Origin of the sequence: Escherichia sp. KTE52 (genome assembly GCF_000408325.1) — a bacterium.
GTDB classification, from domain to species: domain Bacteria; phylum Pseudomonadota; class Gammaproteobacteria; order Enterobacterales; family Enterobacteriaceae; genus Escherichia; species Escherichia marmotae.
In genome coordinates this window covers 613,078-631,383 of sequence record NZ_KE138677.1, presented here as the reverse complement: position 1 = coordinate 631,383, position 18,306 = coordinate 613,078, and the positions used below count along the sequence as shown (strand labels likewise).

11 protein-coding genes are annotated in these 18,306 nt (G+C 49.8%); 7 read left to right on the top strand and 4 right to left on the bottom strand.

Annotated features, from left to right (window positions below):
- Positions 1-162: 162 nt before the first annotated feature.
- On the bottom strand, positions 163-1,548 hold the full coding sequence (gene atoC / locus A1SC_RS14135; RefSeq protein WP_000125306.1) for an acetoacetate metabolism transcriptional regulator AtoC: 1,386 nt from the start codon (positions 1,546-1,548) through the stop codon (positions 163-165).
- Entirely contained in the window at positions 1,545-3,371 is a 1,827-nt protein-coding gene (gene atoS / locus A1SC_RS14140) for a two-component system sensor histidine kinase AtoS (RefSeq protein WP_016262165.1), read from the bottom strand. Before atoS ends, atoC begins: the two co-directional genes overlap by 4 nt.
- A 166-nt stretch (positions 3,372-3,537) precedes the next feature.
- Here atoS and rcsC point away from each other — a divergent pair, with 166 nt between their 5' ends.
- Positions 3,538-6,390, top strand: coding sequence for a two-component system sensor histidine kinase RcsC (gene rcsC / locus A1SC_RS14145; RefSeq protein ID WP_016262164.1), 2,853 nt, complete (start codon positions 3,538-3,540; stop codon positions 6,388-6,390).
- A 135-nt stretch (positions 6,391-6,525) separates the two neighbouring features.
- On the opposite strand, the gene rcsB is transcribed toward rcsC, so the two are convergent.
- Positions 6,526-7,176 carry a response regulator transcription factor RcsB gene (rcsB, locus tag A1SC_RS14150; protein ID WP_001516743.1) on the bottom strand — a complete coding sequence of 217 codons (651 nt, stop codon included), beginning with the start codon at positions 7,174-7,176 and terminating at the stop codon, positions 6,526-6,528.
- Positions 7,177-7,192: 16 nt separating this feature from the next.
- Entirely contained in the window at positions 7,193-9,865 is a 2,673-nt protein-coding gene (rcsD, locus tag A1SC_RS14155) for a phosphotransferase RcsD (RefSeq protein ID WP_016262163.1), read from the bottom strand.
- 735 nt (positions 9,866-10,600) lie between these two features.
- Between rcsD and ompC the strand changes: the two genes are divergently transcribed.
- The 6 genes from ompC to mqo all read left to right on the top strand — a co-directional run bounded on the left by ompC (position 10,601) and on the right by mqo (position 18,237).
- Positions 10,601-11,707 (top strand): porin OmpC, encoded by a 1,107-nt coding sequence (ompC, locus tag A1SC_RS14160; RefSeq protein WP_016262162.1) that lies wholly within the window; start codon positions 10,601-10,603, stop codon positions 11,705-11,707.
- Positions 11,708-11,818: 111 nt separating this feature from the next.
- Positions 11,819-12,874: an FAD:protein FMN transferase ApbE gene (gene apbE / locus A1SC_RS14165; protein ID WP_000425712.1), complete on the top strand. Its 1,056-nt coding sequence runs from the start codon at positions 11,819-11,821 to the stop codon at positions 12,872-12,874.
- A 73-nt stretch (positions 12,875-12,947) separates the two neighbouring features.
- Positions 12,948-14,012, top strand: coding sequence for a bifunctional DNA-binding transcriptional regulator/O6-methylguanine-DNA methyltransferase Ada (gene ada, locus A1SC_RS14170; protein ID WP_016262161.1), 1,065 nt, complete (start codon positions 12,948-12,950; stop codon positions 14,010-14,012).
- Positions 14,012-14,662 carry a DNA oxidative demethylase AlkB gene (alkB, locus tag A1SC_RS14175; protein ID WP_001516739.1) on the top strand — a complete coding sequence of 217 codons (651 nt, stop codon included), beginning with the start codon at positions 14,012-14,014 and terminating at the stop codon, positions 14,660-14,662. Before ada ends, alkB begins: the two co-directional genes overlap by 1 nt.
- A gap of 75 nt (positions 14,663-14,737) precedes the next feature.
- Positions 14,738-16,381 carry a microcin J25 efflux ABC transporter YojI gene (gene yojI, locus A1SC_RS14180; RefSeq protein WP_016262160.1) on the top strand — a complete coding sequence of 548 codons (1,644 nt, stop codon included), beginning with the start codon at positions 14,738-14,740 and terminating at the stop codon, positions 16,379-16,381.
- A gap of 209 nt (positions 16,382-16,590) precedes the next feature.
- Positions 16,591-18,237: a malate dehydrogenase (quinone) gene (mqo, locus tag A1SC_RS14185; protein WP_000758095.1), complete on the top strand. Its 1,647-nt coding sequence runs from the start codon at positions 16,591-16,593 to the stop codon at positions 18,235-18,237.
- Positions 18,238-18,306: the final 69 nt, after the last annotated feature.

Below are 18,306 nucleotides of genomic sequence, written 5' to 3'. Positions count from 1 at the left end.
CAGTCAGGGAATAGCAAGGGGAGTGCCAGAATGAGAATATTTGCTGTTGTTTTTTAACTGGTTGAATAATAAAGGGTAAATTAGAAGGGGATGACGAAGGTGAATGTTCGGCTATGCAGAAATTTGCGCACTGTGCAAATTCCTGCATAGCAAGTTTTGGTGTTATACATCCGCCGGATCGATACCGTATTCCTGAAGTTTATACATCAATGCACGGCGACTGATGCCCAGCATTAAAGCCGTGCGGGTTCGGTTGCCGTCCTGTTGTTCCAGAACTTCCATAATGATGCGTTTTTCGACGCGTTTAATTTCCTCTTTTAAATTACGCTCACCGGCAGGGGCTGTTTTGGCCTCACCAGCGCTACAGACAGGCTGACGAATCTGCGGCGGAAGATCCTCAGAAAAAATGATCGGGCCTGAATTCATCACGACGGCGCGTTCAATGACGTTGGAAAGCTCACGAATATTTCCCGGCCATGACCAGGCTGTAAGCAGTGACATTGCCATCGGATCGATATCGATAATATCGCGCTGATTCTCACTACTGAATTTTTGCAAAAAGTGATTAGCTAACAGGGAAATATCTTCCCGACGATCGCGCAGAGGTGGCAGTATTAAATGAATAACGTTAAGGCGATAAAAGAGATCTTCACGGAAAGTGCCTTCTTTAACCATTGCCTGCAAGTCGCGGTTGGTGGCAGCAATGATGCGGATATCAACTTTTATGGTTTGATGGCCGCCTATCCGTTCAAATTCCCGTTCCTGAAGAATGCGTAGTAATTTGGCTTGCAGTACCAGCGGCATTTCGCCAATTTCGTCGAGGAGCAGAGTACCTTCGTTGGCGCGTTCAAATAATCCCTGACGCAAGGATTGTGCACCAGTAAATGCGCCTTTTTCATGACCAAACAGTTCACTTTCGAGCAACGATTCCGGTAGCGCCGCGCAGTTGACTTTAATAAATGGCCCCTTTGCCCGCCGCGAATTGTAGTGAATCGCTCTGGCAATCAATTCTTTTCCGGTGCCACTTTCACCGCTAATCAAGACGCTGGCCTGAGAAAGGGCAATTTTGGCGGTGTCTTTGCAGATGTCCATCATCGCCGGGCTGTTGGTGAGAATGTGCCCCCATTGCCAACTGGTGCTCAGTGCCTGGTGCAGATGGCGGATCTCTTTTTTCATTGACTGGAGTTGTAAAGCTCGCTGAACGATTAAATTCAACTCATCGAGATCAAACGGTTTGATAACATAGTCGAAGGCACCGCAACGTAGTGCTTCGACGGCGGTTTCCACTTCAGCATAGGCCGTCATCAGAATAACGGGGGTTCGGGTTTCACGGCTGCGCATCTCCTTTAGTGCCTTGATGCCGTCCATCTCTGGCATGCGGATATCCATCAACACCACGTCAGGGTGAATATCGGCAAACAGTTGTAATGCTGTGCGTCCGTTGTTCGCACAATGTGTTTCGTATCCTTGTAGTGCAAAAGCGGTGCTCAGCATACGGCGAACATTATCTTCATCATCAACAATAAGGATGCGATTAATAGCGGTCATATGGTCTGATTTCCCTGCGGGTTGATCGGTAAAATAAGGGTGAAGGTTGCGCCGCAGCCCGGCAAACTGGCCACGCGAATATCCCCCTGATGGGCGTTAATGATGCGCTGACTTAACGCCAGACCAAGCCCTGTTCCTGAGGCTTTGGTGGTGAAAAAGGGATCGAAGATCTTTTTTTGCAGCGAGAGATCAATGCCACAGCCGTTGTCTTCTATCGAAATGGCCTGTTGTGAGTCACTGTACTGCCAGGTTCGAATGCGAATTTTCCCTCGTGCACTGATAGCCTGGACGGCATTGATCAGGATATTCAGTAGTACCTGTTTGAGCAGTTCACGATCGGCGCTAATCGGGCTTAATTCATCATCCAGTTCGCTTATGAAGTCGACCCGCGCTTGTACTCCGGCGGTTTGCACCAGTACCAGAGTTTCTTCAATCAATGCATTAAGGCTGACTTGTTGCCATTGACTGTGGCGTGGGCGTGAAAAATCGAGCAATTGCTGAATGACTTTGTTAATTGAGTCGATTTCTTTGAGCACAACGGACAGATATTCCTGATGTATTAGGTCACTGGTTTGTTGGCGTAGGATCTGCACATAACCACGGATAGCCGTCAGCGGATTACGTACTTCATGCGCCACGCCTGCCATCAGTTCACCCAGGGTGGCGAGGCGTTCAGCTTGCGCCATGCGGCGTTGGGTTTCTTTTCGGGCAGTTAAATCAGAGAAAATCACCAAAGCACCTATCATTTCACCATGCGTGTTATGAATACGACTGGTAGTGACACTGAGTTCAATGGTGCGGTCACGGCCTGGAAAACTGATTTCCAGTGCCACGTGTTCGGTGCCATGTTCCAGCGTATCCAGTACAGGACTGTAGAACTGAGTATTGTCGAACAACATGGCGTAAGGCTGCCCTACCAGTTCATGACGTTGATAGCCAGTGATGATTTCTGCTGCGGGGTTCATGGTGGTTACATCACCCTGGCGGTCAATGGCAATGACGCCATCGGCAGCGTTTTCAATAATCAGATCGTTAAGTGTCCGCGTTTCACGCAGTGCCTGGGCGAGGTTGTTAACACTCTGGCTGATTTGCCCCATTTCACCGGGCAATTGTGGTAATCGGGTAGGAATATTTTGCGCCAGAGTCGAGAGGCCATCGGTGATGATATCTATATTGGCGCTCAGGCGACGGGAGAAGAGCACAATCAACAGCAGGCTAATCAGCAAACCGGCGGTGAGCACAATGATAATCCTCACATCCATTTTCCAGGCCTGGCGTTGAATATCTTCGGTTAATTCATTGGCCCAGATATAACCGAGGACTTCACCATTACGTTCAATGGGAATCATTGAATTCAGAATATCGCCGCGAACTTGCCTGCCTGAATAAACTAAAGGTGTATTTGTACGCATTACTTCGCGACCAGGGTGATCCGCGGCGATAGTAACGCCCACATTATTCTGATATAGCGCTGAAGGCGCGTAGGTGATTATCGCATCCAGCGTCTTGTTGTAATAACCAGCACCTATCCCAGGGAAGGCGTGAGTGATATTTTCGGTAATGGGAGCAAGTTCTGCGTTCAATGCGCGGATACGCTCTTCACGCGGTAAGTTGTTGTAGAGATCGTAGCGATCGCCTAGCGCCTGATTAAGCAGATTGATCACGGCAGAAAGTTTTTTCTCTTTTTCAGATAAGACTGCTGAACGTCCTTCCGTTTCTACGATATAACCAATAGTAAGCGTTGGGACAATGACCATCAGGATTGCCATCAGGATCATTTGATTGCGTAAGCGGCGTGGATAAATCCACTTCATATAATTCATGCTGAAATCCACCAATCTTGTCCGGTATATGACGATTATCGGGGGTTAAGGTGATGATTTCTCGGCGGTGTATCATATTACCGGGATGACAGAACATTGCGGTGGCACGTTTTTACCGCTACCTTAACCACACTCCATCGGTCACCTGAGGCGGAGCTTCGCCCCTTTGAAATACCTTGCTTCTTTTCGTACAACCCTGAAAGTTTCGCGCTATATGTTCAGAGCATTGGCGTTATTGCTCTGGCTGTTGATTGCTTTCTCATCAGTGTTTTACATCGTCAATGCTCTGCATCAGCGAGAATCTGAGATTCGTCAGGAATTTAACCTGAGCTCCGATCAGGCTCAGCGGTTTATCCAACGCACTTCTGATGTGATGAAAGAGCTGAAGTACATTGCCGAAAATCGCTTGTCTGCAGAAAACGGCGTACTTTCCCCGCGTGGGCGGGAAACGCAAACGGATGTGCCCGAGTTCGAACCGCTGTTTGCCGATTCTGACTGTTCCGCGATGAGTAACACCTGGCGGGGATCTCTGGAGTCGCTGGCATGGTTTATGCGCTACTGGCGCGATAATTTCTCTGCAGCTTACGATCTCAACCGCGTATTTTTGATCGGCAGCGATAACCTCTGCATGGCAAACTTTGGTTTGCGTGATATGCCTGTCGAACGCGATACCGCCTTGAAAGCTCTGCATGAGCGCATCAATAAGTATCGTAATGCGCCGCAGGATGACAGTGGCAGCAACCTCTATTGGATCAGCGAAGGCCCGCGCCCTGGCGTCGGGTATTTCTACGCGCTGACGCCGGTTTATCTGGCGAACCGTTTGCAGGCCTTGTTGGGCGTTGAACAAACCATTCGGATGGAGAACTTCTTTTTACCGGGTACATTATCGATGGGAGTCACCATCCTTGATGAGAATGGTCATACCCTGATTTCGTTGACCGGACCGGAAAGTAAAATCAAAGCTGAACCGCGTTGGATGCAGGAACGCTCCTGGTTCGGTTATACACCAGGTTTCCATGAGCTGGTGCTGAAGAAAAATCTGCCGCCGTCATCGTTAAGCATTGTTTACTCGGTGCCCGTTGATCAGGTGCTGGAACGCATACGTATGCTGATCCTCAACGCGATTTTGCTCAATGTGATCACCGGGGCGGCGTTGTTTACCCTCGCGCGGATGTATGAGCGGCGTATTTTCATTCCGGCGGAAAGCGACGCCCAGCGTCTGGAGGAGCATGAGCAGTTTAACCGCAAGATTGTCGCCTCCGCGCCGGTCGGGATCTGCATTTTGCGTACCGCTGATGGCGTCAATATTTTGAGTAACGAACTGGCGCATACCTATCTCAATATGCTTACGCATGAGGATCGCCAGCGGCTGACGCAAATTATTTGCGGTCAACAGGTCAATTTTGTCGATGTCCTGACCAGCAACAATACCAATCTGCAAATCAGTTTCGTCCATTCGCGCTATCGTAATGAAAACGTGGCGATTTGCGTACTTGTCGATGTTTCTTCACGTGTGAAGATGGAAGAGTCGCTGCAAGAGATGGCGCAGGCAGCAGAACAGGCGAGCCAATCGAAATCGATGTTCCTTGCTACCGTCAGCCACGAGCTGCGTACACCACTGTACGGCATTATCGGTAACCTGGATCTATTGCAAACTAAAGAGTTACCGAAAGGCGTTGACCGTCTGGTGACGGCAATGAACAACTCTTCCAGTCTGCTGTTGAAAATTATCAGCGACATTCTCGATTTTTCGAAGATTGAATCGGAACAGTTGAAGATAGAACCGCGTGAGTTTTCACCGCGTGAAGTGATGAACCATATCACCGCCAACTATTTGCCGCTGGTGGTGCGTAAACAGCTTGGTTTGTACTGCTTTATTGAACCGGATGTGCCGGTAACTTTAAACGGTGATCCGATGCGTTTACAGCAGGTCATCTCCAATCTGTTGAGTAACGCCATAAAATTTACCGATACCGGCTGCATTGTTCTGCATGTCCGTGCCGATGGTGATTATCTTTCTATTCGCGTTCGCGATACCGGCGTGGGTATCCCGGCGAAAGAAGTGGTGCGGCTGTTTGATCCCTTCTTCCAGGTGGGGACAGGCGTTCAGCGTAACTTCCAGGGAACCGGTCTGGGGCTGGCGATTTGTGAAAAATTGATCAGCATGATGGACGGTGACATCTCGGTGGAGTCTGAACCTGGTATGGGAAGCCAGTTTACCGTGCGTATTCCACTGTACGGCGCACAATATCCACATAAAAAAGGCGTTGAAGGGTTAACGGGTAAACGCTGTTGGTTGGCGGTACGCAATGCGTCGCTATGCCAATTTATCGAAACCAGTTTGCAGCGCAGTGGTGTAGTCGTTACAACATATGAAGGTCAGGAACCGTCACCTGAGGATGTGTTGATTACTGATGAGCCGCTGAGTGAAAAATGGCAGGGCAGAGCGGTGGTGACTTTCTGCCGCCGACATATTGGCATTCCGCTGGAAAGAGCGCCCGGTGAATGGGAGCATAGCGTTGCTTCGTCGCATGAACTGCCTGTGCTACTGGCGCGTATCTATCGGGTTGAGATGGAAAATGATGATCCTGGCAACGTTCTGCCGCTGGCTGACAAAGAGTCTACCAGCAACGACGACATGATGATTCTGGTGGTTGATGATCATCCTATTAACCGTCGCTTATTGGCCGATCAGCTCGGATCGTTGGGTTATCAGTGTAAGACCGCGAATGATGGTATCGATGCGCTTAATGTTCTTAGCAAGAATCACATTGATATCGTGCTTAGTGACGTTAACATGCCGAATATGGATGGTTACCGGTTAACGCAGCGTATTCGCCAATTGGGGCTAACATTGCCGGTAATCGGGGTGACAGCCAATGCGTTGGCCGAAGAGAAGCAGCGATGCCTGGAGTCCGGGATGGATAGTTGTCTGTCGAAGCCGGTGACGCTGGATGTCATAAAACAGACGCTGACGATGTATGCCGAAAGAGTCAGGAAAGCGCGGAAATCATCGTAGGGTGCGGTCGGTGTAAATGTCTGATGCGACGCTGGCACGTCGTATCAGGCCTGCGTTTGTGCAATCTATTGAAATATTGGGATTTGTAGGCCGGATAAGGTGTTTACACCGCATCCGACCTGTTGGCTGGCTAAATTACTCTTTATCCGCCGGACTTAAGGTAACAGAAGAAAGATAGTTCAGCAGGGCGATATCGTTCTCGACGCCCAGCTTCATCATCGCGGATTTCTTCTGGCTGCTAATGGTCTTGATGCTGCGGTTGAGCTTTTTGGCAATCTCGGTAACCAGGAAACCTTCTGCAAACAGGCGCAGTACTTCACTCTCTTTAGGCGAGAGACGCTTGTCGCCGTAACCACTGGCACTGATTTTCTCCAGCAAACGAGAAACGCTTTCTGGGGTAAATTTCTTGCCTTTTTGCAACGCGGCGAGGGCTTTCGGCAGATCCGTAGGCGCGCCTTGCTTCAGTACGATCCCTTCGATATCCAGGTCCAGTACCGCACTAAGAATTGCCGGGTTGTTGTTCATGGTCAGAACAATGATCGACAGGCTTGGGAAATGGCGTTTGATGTATTTGATCAAGGTGATCCCGTCACCGTATTTATCTCCAGGCATGGAGAGATCGGTAATCAACACGTGCGCGTCCAGTTTCGGCAGATTGTTGATCAGTGCTGTGGAATCTTCAAATTCGCCGACAACATTCACCCACTCAATTTGTTCAAGTGATTTTCGAATACCGAACAGTACTATCGGATGGTCATCGGCAATAATTACGTTCATATTGTTCATGTAATAGGCTACCTTGCTACAGCAAGCTCTTGACATAGCTGTCAATGTCGCTGATGTATTTTTCTGTTCCTGGAACATCCTTCTCACGAATAAGATGTTCCAGCGTTTCACATAACTGCTTGCCGGGTACCAGATTTAGCATGGCAAATACGCCTTTAAGACGATGAGCCGTTTGGGCTAATGCAGCAAAGTCACTGGTTGCTGCTTCAGTATATAGCCTCTTAACATCATCCGGTACTGTGTCTACAAAGAGCGCATAATAGCCGCTGGCATGGAGTTGCGCATTTTCATCTCCACCCATAGGCGATTCTGTCACCTCTTCCTGCGCCAGTTGCACTTCAATTAATTGTAAGACTGCTTCCTGCATAGCATTGCTCATATTGAAATTGACGCACAATTGACCAGGCCCAATTTCCCGTACGCCAGACTCATCATCGCTTAAAAGCAAGCCAGAGGCAGTAAGATTAGACGGATTATCCGTTAAAAAGATATCATAATCCTGACTAATTAATCTTTCATCGGGTGTGATACAGGTTGCACCCCAATTTTCTAACTGGCGAGTGACAATATTCCGAATTTCTGTAGAAGTTACATCCACCATCACGGTGACATCATCTAGTAAACGTTCCTCTTCCTCTTCAACGTCCGGGTCTGCCGGGAGCATTTTGATATGCACGGAGTAGCGTGTACCAAGGCCGTCCCGTGTTTTGATGTTTAAATGACCGCCCAGTTTGCGCGCCAGTTGATCACTCAACCAGAATGCCAGCGGATCTGCCTTACCATAGCGATCGCTCTGGGTCTGGTTGATGAACGGGAAATGTAAATTATCCATTTCATGAATACTTACACCATCTCCGGTGTCCAGAATACGGAAAGTCAGACGTTCTTCGGAGGATTCATCCAGATCAACCTCGAGGGTAATTTTCCCCAGTTGCGTTGAGGTGACGGCATATTGCATCAGCAGCAGCAAAATATGGCGTAAGGCATCACGATCGCCACGGCGCATGTCATGTGCTTTCAGATGATTGTTAATCAGTAGTTGCAGACCTTTGCGTTTGATCGCAGGCAATACAGAAGGCACCACTTCATCAATTAAATCCTGCACGGAGAAAAGCGCAGTCTCGCTCTTCCAGCTATCGTCCGCCAGCATGTTCGCTAACTGAATTTCATCAACCAGTCGTACTAATACGTCCGCCTGATTCGCCAGTTGTTTGCTTTCCGGCGAGTTAAGTTTTGCTGCGCTTTCTGCAAGCCCCCGGGCTGGCTCCTTCAGTGCGTTACCAATGTTTTGCATAAGAGCCATCCGGCCCTGCTGATTTTTCTCATACAGACGCTGTGCCTGCTTGAGTTTCTTGTTTACCAGCACTTCGCGATCCTGATCGCGAATAATGAAGATTTGTGTACGCGGCGCTACCTGGCTGCGGAACATGCGAATCTCATACAGTTCGTTATTAACAGTCGCCTGAATGATTCCCTGATGTTGCTCTGCCATAGTGGTGATATTTTGCAGATTCAAATGCGGTAGCAGATGGTCGGCAATCTTATTGCTTATTACTGTGCGATTCGATTCCTGATCGTGAACCAGCAGGCCGAGCGGTAGGAGTGACACAATCTCTTCATTTATTGCCCGCAAAATACGCAGTTCGTTATTCACTGCAGTACTGGGGGCTCTTTCCGTGGTGCGGCCGGAGAAATGGCGAAAGGTGGTATAACCAAAAAGCGCCAGCGCCAGCAAACCGATGTTCAGTAGCAGTGGCAGCAGAATGTTTTGCAATGTATCCAGCAGTAAAGTGCCGTAAGGAACCTGCCAGACCAATCGCATATCGGTGGAGTTGAGCGCCGAAGAGATTTCAATTTTAGAACTGTTGAAGTTAATGCTGACGCTGTCTGCGGCTTCTTTCTCATTATTATTGTTACCCGTTGCGCCCGCTTCTGGCTCAAGACGGAAGCTATCCAGCGGCATCCCCGGCGGGATCAGGTCATTAATAGGCAGATCAAATGCAACCACCGTCGCCAGATGTCCTGGCTGGTTAAAGGTGGTACGCAAGGTAAAGTAATGGCCGTTCTGCCAGGCAAGACGACGCAGATTAGAAAAACTTTCGCGTTCATCCAGTGCGTTGGCCTGTTGCAGCATCTCCGCGCGACGTGAGTCGACAATGTCACTGACGGTCGACTCTTTGAAACCAGAAGTGAGATCTTTTAATGGCAGAGTAGAGATCAACACCAGGCTGTTATCCTGGCCGTTCAGATAATACATCGACCACGGTACATTTTCTGCGCCCCATAATGTGTCCAGATAAGTAGACATTCGTTGGGTCATCTCAAGCGTTGAATTGTCGTGAGAACCAAAGATCAGGGCTTCTGTTTTGCGGCGTGGTTTTTCCAGATAATAGACATCCTGTTTCAGACGCGTCTCTTGCAAACCTTCACTGGTGGAAGACGAAGTCGTCGCAGCGATGTTGTCGTAGATCTGCCAGGTCACGTAACGCCAGGTATCGACACGCTTTTGTATAGCATGGGTAATGTCGACAATCTGGTAGCTTTTATCTTTTAGCCAGGTGTTGACGGCGCTTTGTACCATCACTCCCATCGTCACAAGTAACACAATGATCAACAGTAAAAAGAAGCGGGTAATGCTCCCCGGTAGGAGTGAAAAGCGGGTCGTGGCCGTTGTCTCTTTCTGACGCATTCGTGTTTATGACCTGTTAAAACTTCTCGAAGTGATAGGGCAGTATAAAGGGTATAGAGCGAAATTCCAGACTATTACCAGATAGATGGTTCTCTCTTCCCCAATGATATTTATCCTTTTGCACGATGGGAAAGAGATGTACATGCGGCATTTTTTTGTACAAATAATCTGCAAAAAGAACAAAGTTAATTACAAATAAGGAAAGATGGCGGGGAATTATAATATTGTTAATTTTATGTGAAATTATTAACAGTTGTTATAATTTTGCATGGGTAGCACAAGAAAATAAAAGTTGTGTAAAGAAGGGTAAAAAAAACCGGATGCGATGCATCCGGTTGAAATAGGGGTAAACAGACATTCAGAAATGAATGACGGTAATAAATAAAGTTAATGATGATAGCGAGACATATTTTAGTTGCGAGTGAAGATTTTGTTTTGGCATTCAGTGCTATCAACGACTTAAGAATAAGTTATTGATTTTAACCTTGAATTATTATTGCTTGATGTTAGGTGCTTATTTCGCCAATCATCAAGAATCTTAAAAAGTTCCATCACATTTACATTTTGAAACATCTATAGCGATAAATGAAACATCTTAAAAGTTTTAGTATCATATTCGTGTTGGATTATTCTGCATTTTTGGGGAGAATGGACTTGCCGACTGATTAATGAGGGTTAATCAGTATGCAGTGGCATAAAAAAGCAAATAAAGGCATATAACAGAGGGTTAATAACATGAAAGTTAAAGTACTGTCCCTCCTGGTCCCAGCTCTGCTGGTAGCAGGCGCAGCAAACGCTGCTGAAGTTTACAACAAAGACGGCAACAAATTAGATCTGTACGGTAAAGTAGACGGCCTGCACTATTTCTCTGACAACAAGTCAGAAGACGGCGACCAGACCTATGTACGTCTTGGTTTCAAAGGCGAAACTCAGGTTACTGACCAACTGACCGGTTACGGCCAGTGGGAATATCAGATCCAGGGCAATACCTCTGAAGACAACAAAGAAAACTCCTGGACCCGTGTGGCATTCGCTGGTCTGAAATTCCAGGATATCGGTTCTTTCGACTACGGTCGTAACTACGGCGTTGTTTACGACGTAACTTCCTGGACCGACGTTCTGCCAGAATTCGGTGGCGACACCTACGGTTCTGACAACTTCATGCAGCAGCGTGGTAACGGCTTCGCGACCTACCGTAACACCGACTTCTTCGGTCTGGTTGACGGCCTGAACTTTGCTGTTCAGTATCAGGGTAAAAACGGTAGCGTAAGCGGCGAAGGCATGACCAACAACGGTCGTGGCGCTCTGCGTCAGAACGGCGACGGCGTTGGCGGTTCTATCACTTATGATTACGAAGGCTTCGGTATCGGTGCTGCAGTTTCCAGCTCCAAACGTACTGATGATCAGAACAGCGCTGCTTACATCGGTAACGGCGACCGTGCTGAAACCTACACTGGTGGTCTGAAATACGACGCGAACAACATCTACCTGGCTGCTCAGTACACCCAGACCTATAACGCAACTCGCGTAGGTTCCCGGGGTTGGGCGAACAAAGCACAGAACTTCGAAGCTGTTGCTCAGTACCAGTTCGACTTCGGTCTGCGTCCGTCTGTAGCATACCTGCAGTCTAAAGGTAAAAACCTGGGTGTCATTGCTGGTCATAACTACGACGACGAAGATATCCTGAAATATGTTGATGTTGGTGCTACCTACTACTTCAACAAAAACATGTCCACCTATGTTGACTACAAAATCAACCTGCTGGACGACAACCGTTTCACCCGCGCTGCTGGCATCAACACTGATGACATCGTAGCTCTGGGTCTGGTTTACCAGTTCTAATCTCGATTTATATCGAACAAAGGGCCTGCGGGCCCTTTTTTCATTGTTTTCAGCGTACAAACGCAGTCTTTTGGTGTACTCTTGCGACCGTTCGCATGAGGATAATCACGTATGGAAATGAACTTTACCCGTGTGGCATTGCTGGCTGCCGCGCTCTTGTTTGTTGGTTGCGATCAAAAACCACAACCCGCCAAACCCAACGCTCCTGAAGTTACCGTTCTTGAAGGCAAAACGATGGGAACCTTCTGGCGTGCCAGCATTCCGGGCATTGACGCCAAACGTAGTGTTGAACTCAAAGAGAAGATCCAGACTCAGTTGGATGCCGACGATCAGCTACTTTCGACTTATAAAAAAGATTCCGCGCTGATGCGTTTTAACGACTCGCAAAGTTTATCGCCGTGGCCGGTAAGTGAAGCGATGGCTGATATCGTCACCACTTCGCTACGCATTGGCGCAAAGACTGACGGTGCGATGGATATTACCGTCGGGCCGCTGGTGAATTTGTGGGGCTTTGGCCCGGAGCAACAGCCGGTACAAATCCCGACCCAGGAACAGATCGACGCGATGAAAGCCAAAACCGGCTTACAGCACCTGACGGTAATTAATCAGTTGCATCAGCAATATCTGCAAAAAGATGTGCCGGACTTATATGTCGATCTCTCCACCGTGGGTGAAGGTTATGCGGCAGATCATCTGGCGCGTCTCATGGAGCAGGAAGGTATTTCCCGCTATCTGGTGTCGGTTGGCGGCGCACTGAACAGCCGGGGCATGAATGGTGAAGGGCAGCCGTGGCGGGTGGCGATCCAAAAACCGACCGATAAAGAGAATGCGGTTCAGGCCGTGGTCGATATCAATGGCCACGGGATTAGCACCTCCGGTAGCTATCGCAACTATTACGAGCTGGACGGCAAACGCCTGTCCCATGTTATCGATCCGCAAACCGGGCGTCCCATCGAACATAATCTGGTGTCCGTGACGGTAATTGCCCCGACGGCGCTGGAGGCCGATGCCTGGGACACCGGGTTAATGGTTCTCGGGCCGGATAAAGCCAAAGAAATCGTTCGCCGGGAAGGGCTGGCGGTCTATATGATCACCAAAGAGGGCGATAGTTTTAAAACCTGGATGTCGCCGCAGTTTAAAAGCTTCCTTATCAGCGAAAAAAATTAAAGCGCAAGATTGTTGGTTTTTGCGTGATGGTGACCGGGCAGACTAGAGGCTATCCTTAACCAGGGAGCTGCTTATGAAAAACGCCACATGCTTAACTGACGATCAACGCTGGCAATCTGTCCTGGCCCGCGACCCGCACGCCGACGGCAAATTCGTTTTCGCCGTGCGTACCACGGGCATCTTTTGCCGCCCGTCTTGCCGCGCCAGACATGCCCTGCGGGAAAACGTCTCCTTTTATGCGGATGCCAGCGAGGCGCTTGCCGCAGGTTTTCGCCCCTGCAAACGTTGCCAGCCGGACAAAGCCAATGCTCGGCAAGACCGGCTGGATAAAATCACCCATGCTTGTCGGCTGCTGGAACAAGAAACGCCCGTGACGCTGGAGGCTTTAGCCGACCAGGTGGCGATGAGTCCATTCCACTTACACCGTTTATTTAAAGCTACGACCGGAATGACACCAAAAGCCTGGCAACAGGCCTGGCGCGCTCGTCGCTTGCGCGAATCGTTAACGAAAGGGGAGAGCGTCACCCAGGCGATTCTCCACGCCGGATTTCCCGACGGCAGCAGTTACTACCGTAAAGCCGACGAAACGCTGGGCATGACGGCTAAACAGTTTCGTCATGGTGGCGAAAATCTGGCTGTTCGTTATGCGCTGGCCGATTGTTCGCTGGGGCGTTGCCTGGTGGCGGAAAGCGAGCGGGGGATTTGCGCGATTTTACTGGGCGATGACGATGCGACATTAATTGGCGAGCTACAGCAGATGTTTCCTGCCGCCGACAACGCCCCTGCTGATCCGACATTTCAGCAACATGTGCGCGAGGTCATCGCCAGCCTTAATAACCGTAATACGCTGCTGACGTTACCGTTGGATATTCGCGGCACCGCTTTCCAACAACAAGTCTGGCAAGCATTGCGTTCCATTCCTTGTGGTGAAACAGTGAGTTACCAGCGACTGGCAAATTCCATCGGCAAACCAACAGCGGTGCGTGCAGTGGCAAGTGCTTGCGCCGCTAATAAGTTAGCGATCGTTATACCTTGTCATCGGGTGGTACGTGGCGATGGCGCACTTTCCGGTTACCGCTGGGGTGTTTCGCGTAAAGCGCAATTGCTACGTCGCGAAGCTGAAAATGAGGAGAGGTAATGCTGGATCTGTTCACTGATGCTGAACCCTGGCAAGAACCGCTGGCTTCCGGCGCGGTGATCCTGCGCCGTTTTGCTTTTGATATCGCAGAAGATCTGATGCAGGAAATTAACGGTGTCGCCAACCAGTCGCCGTTTCGCCAGATGGTTACACCGGGTGGGTATACCATGTCGGTGGCAATGACCAACTGTGGACGTCTTGGCTGGACGACTAACCAGCAAGGCTATCTCTATTCGCCTATTGATCCACAAACAAATAAGCCGTGGCCCGCCATGCCGCAAGGCTTTCGTGATTTGTGCCAACGGGCAGCAACGGCGGCGGGGTATCCCGATTTCCAGCCTGACGCTTGCCTTATCAACCGCTACGTCCCTGGCGCGAAACTGTCATTGCATCAGGATAAAGACGAGCCGGATCTACGCGCGCCAATTGTTTCTGTTTCTCTGGGACTGCCTGCAATTTTCCAGTTTGGCGGCTTGAAACGTAATGATCCGCTAAAACGTCTGTTGCTGGAACATGGCGATGTGGTGGTGTGGGGCGGTGAGTCACGGCTGTTTTATCACGGTATTCAACCGCTAAAAGCGGGATTTCATCCACTGACCGCCGACTGTCGCTACAACCTGACCTTTCGCCAGGCAGGTAAAGAAGAATAAAAATAAGAATTATTATTGCTGTGTGCGCGGAGATGTTTAAACTGCGGGCTGTAATTCATTGTCCGGGTTTTCTGCATGGAACTTCTTGTACTTGTCTGGCGGCAGTATCGCTGGCCATTTATCAGTGTGATGGCGCTCAGCCTCGCCAGTGCGGCGTTAGGCATTGGCTTAATTGCTTTTATCAATCAGCGTCTTATCGAAACGGCAGATACCAGTTTGCTGGTGTTGCCGGAGTTTCTGGGTTTATTGCTGCTGTTGATGGCGGTAACACTGGGATCGCAACTGGCGCTCACCACGCTGGGCCATCATTTCGTTTACCGACTGCGTAGCGAATTTATCAAGCGGATTCTGGATACCCACGTCGAGCGCATTGAACAACTGGGCAGTGCCTCATTGCTGGCGGGGTTAACCAGCGATGTGCGCAATATCACCATCGCTTTTGTGCGCTTACCTGAACTGGTGCAGGGTATCATTCTCACTGTGGGTTCGGCGGCGTATCTGTGGATGCTGTCGGGTAAAATGTTGCTGGTAACGGCGATCTGGATGGCAATCACCATCAGGGGTGGTTTTTTGTTGGTGGCGCGGGTGTACAAACATATGGCGACCCTGCGAGAAACCGAAGACAAGCTGTACACGGATTTTCAAACTGTACTGGAAGGGCGCAAAGAGCTGACCCTGAACCGCGAGCGCGCCGAGTACGTTTTTAACAATCTCTACATCCCCGATGCGCAAGAATATCGCCATCATATTATTCGTGCTGATACATTCCATCTTAGTGCCGTGAACTGGTCGAACATTATGATGCTGGGCGCAATAGGCCTGGTGTTCTGGATGGCAAACAGTCTCGGTTGGGCTGATACCAACGTTGCGGCGACTTATTCGCTGACGCTGTTGTTCCTGCGTACACCGCTGCTTTCGGCGGTTGGTGCGTTGCCGACGCTGCTGACGGCACAGGTGGCGTTCAACAAGCTGAACAAATTCGCGCTCGCGCCTTTTAAAGCGGAGTTTCCGCGCCCGCAGGCGTTTCCCAACTGGCAAACCCTGGAGCTGCGTAACGTGACGTTTAGTTATCAGGATAATGCTTTTTCCGTTGGCCCGATTAACCTCACTATTAAACGTGGCGAACTGCTGTTCCTGATTGGTGGCAACGGTAGCGGTAAATCGACGCTGGCGATGTTGCTGACGGGGTTGTATCAGCCGCAAAGCGGTGAAATTTTGCTGGATGGCAACCCCATCAGCGCTGAAAAACCAGAAGATTATCGCAAGCTGTTTTCCGCCGTGTTTACCGATGTCTGGTTGTTTGATCAACTGCTGGGGCCGGAGGGTAAAACCGCAAATCCACAACTGGTTGAGAAGTGGTTAGATCAGTTGAAAATGGGTCATAAGCTTGAGTTAAGTAACGGGCGTATTCTTAACCTGAAGTTATCGAAAGGGCAGAAGAAACGCGTGGCGTTGTTGCTGGCACTGGCAGAAGAACGCGACATAATCCTGTTGGATGAATGGGCAGCGGATCAGGATCCACACTTCCGCCGTGAGTTTTATCAGGTATTACTGCCGCTGATGCAGGAGATGGGCAAAACGATTTTCGCCATCAGTCATGACGACCACTATTTTATTCACGCCGACCGCCTGCTGGAAATGCGCAGTGGGCTGCTTAGCGAACTAACCGGCGAAGAGCGTGATGCCGCTTCGCGTGATGCCGTTGCCCGGACGGCATGATATTTTGACGCTTACCTGACGGACTTCTGCTGCCAGGTAAGCGTTCCCTTCGTTTCTAATAACCTTATAATTAATCAACGAAATCATAATGTTTATAAAAATAGAAGATAAATTATAAACATTATTTAAATGTTGTTACTTAAGTGTTAACGTTGATGCCGCGCAAATCTCACCTGCAATAAAGCGACTAAAAGTAAGGCATTAACAAGATGAAAAAAGTGACTGCCATGCTCTTCTCGATGGCCGTGGGGCTTAATGCCGTTTCAATGACGGCAAAAGCGAAAGCGTCCGAGGAGCAGGAAACTGATGTACTGTTGATTGGCGGCGGCATTATGAGCGCCACGTTGGGGACCTATTTACGGGAACTGGAGCCTGAATGGTCGATGACCATGGTAGAGCGCCTGGAGGGTGTCGCGCAGGAGAGTTCGAACGGCTGGAACAACGCCGGAACCGGGCATTCTGCGCTGATGGAACTCAATTACACCCCGCAAAACGCCGATGGCAGCATCAGTATTGAAAAAGCAGTCGCCATTAACGAAGCATTCCAGATTTCCCGCCAGTTCTGGGCGCACCAGGTCGAGCGCGGCGTGCTGCGTACCCCGCGTTCATTTATCAATACCGTTCCGCATATGAGCTTTGTCTGGGGCGAAGATAACGTCAATTTCCTGCGTGCCCGTTACGCGGCATTGCAACAAAGTTCGCTGTTTCGCGGTATGCGTTACTCTGAAGATCACGCGCAAATCAAGGAGTGGGCACCGTTAGTGATGGAAGGGCGTGATCCACAACAGAAAGTGGCGGCTACGCGTACAGAAATTGGCACCGATGTGAACTACGGTGAGATCACCCGTCAGTTGATCGCCTCATTACAGAAGAAATCTAACTTCTCGCTGCAACTCAGCAGCGAAGTCCGCGCTATCAAACGTAATGACGATAACACCTGGACCGTCACCGTTGCCGATCTGAAAAACGGCACCGCACAGAACATCCGTGCGAAATTTGTCTTTATCGGCGCGGGTGGCGCGGCACTGAAACTGTTGCAGGAGTCCGGTATTCCGGAAGCGAAAGAATACGCCGGTTTCCCGGTGGGTGGTCAGTTCCTCGTTTCGGAAAACCCGGATGTGGTTAATCACCATCTGGCGAAGGTCTATGGTAAAGCATCCGTTGGCGCGCCGCCGATGTCAGTTCCGCATATCGATACCCGTGTACTGGACGGTAAACGCGTGGTGCTGTTCGGGCCATTTGCTACCTTCTCAACCAAATTCCTCAAAAACGGTTCGCTGTGGGATCTGATGAGTTCCACCACCACCTCTAACGTGATGCCGATGATGCACGTCGGGCTGGATAATTTCGATCTGGTGAAATATCTGGTGAGTCAGGTGATGTTGAGTGAAGAGGATCGTTTTGAAGCGTTGAAAGAGTACTACCCACAAGCGAAAAAAGAGGACTGGCGTTTGTGGCAAGCGGGACAGCGCGTGCAGATTATCAAACGTGATGCCGATAAAGGCGGCGTGCTGCGTCTGGGTACAGAAGTGGTCAGCGACCAGCAAGGAACCATTGCTGCGCTGCTCGGCGCATCGCCGGGGGCATCTACCGCTGCGCCGATTATGTTGAGTCTGTTGGAAAAAGTGTTTGGTGATCGTGTTTCCAGCCCACAATGGCAGGCCACGCTGAAAGCGATTGTTCCGTCTTATGGCAGCAAGCTGAACGGTGATGCGGCGGCAACAGAACGTGAATTGCAGTACACCAGCGAAGTTCTGAGCCTGAAATATGATAAGCCGCAGGCGGCAGATAGCACGCCGAAAGCGCAGTTGAAACCGCAACCAGTACAAAAAGAAGTGGCGGATATTGCGTTGTAATGGTGCGTCGCATCAGGCAACCGGCCAGGGCGTTAGATGTCGGATGCGGCGTAACCGCCTTATCCGACC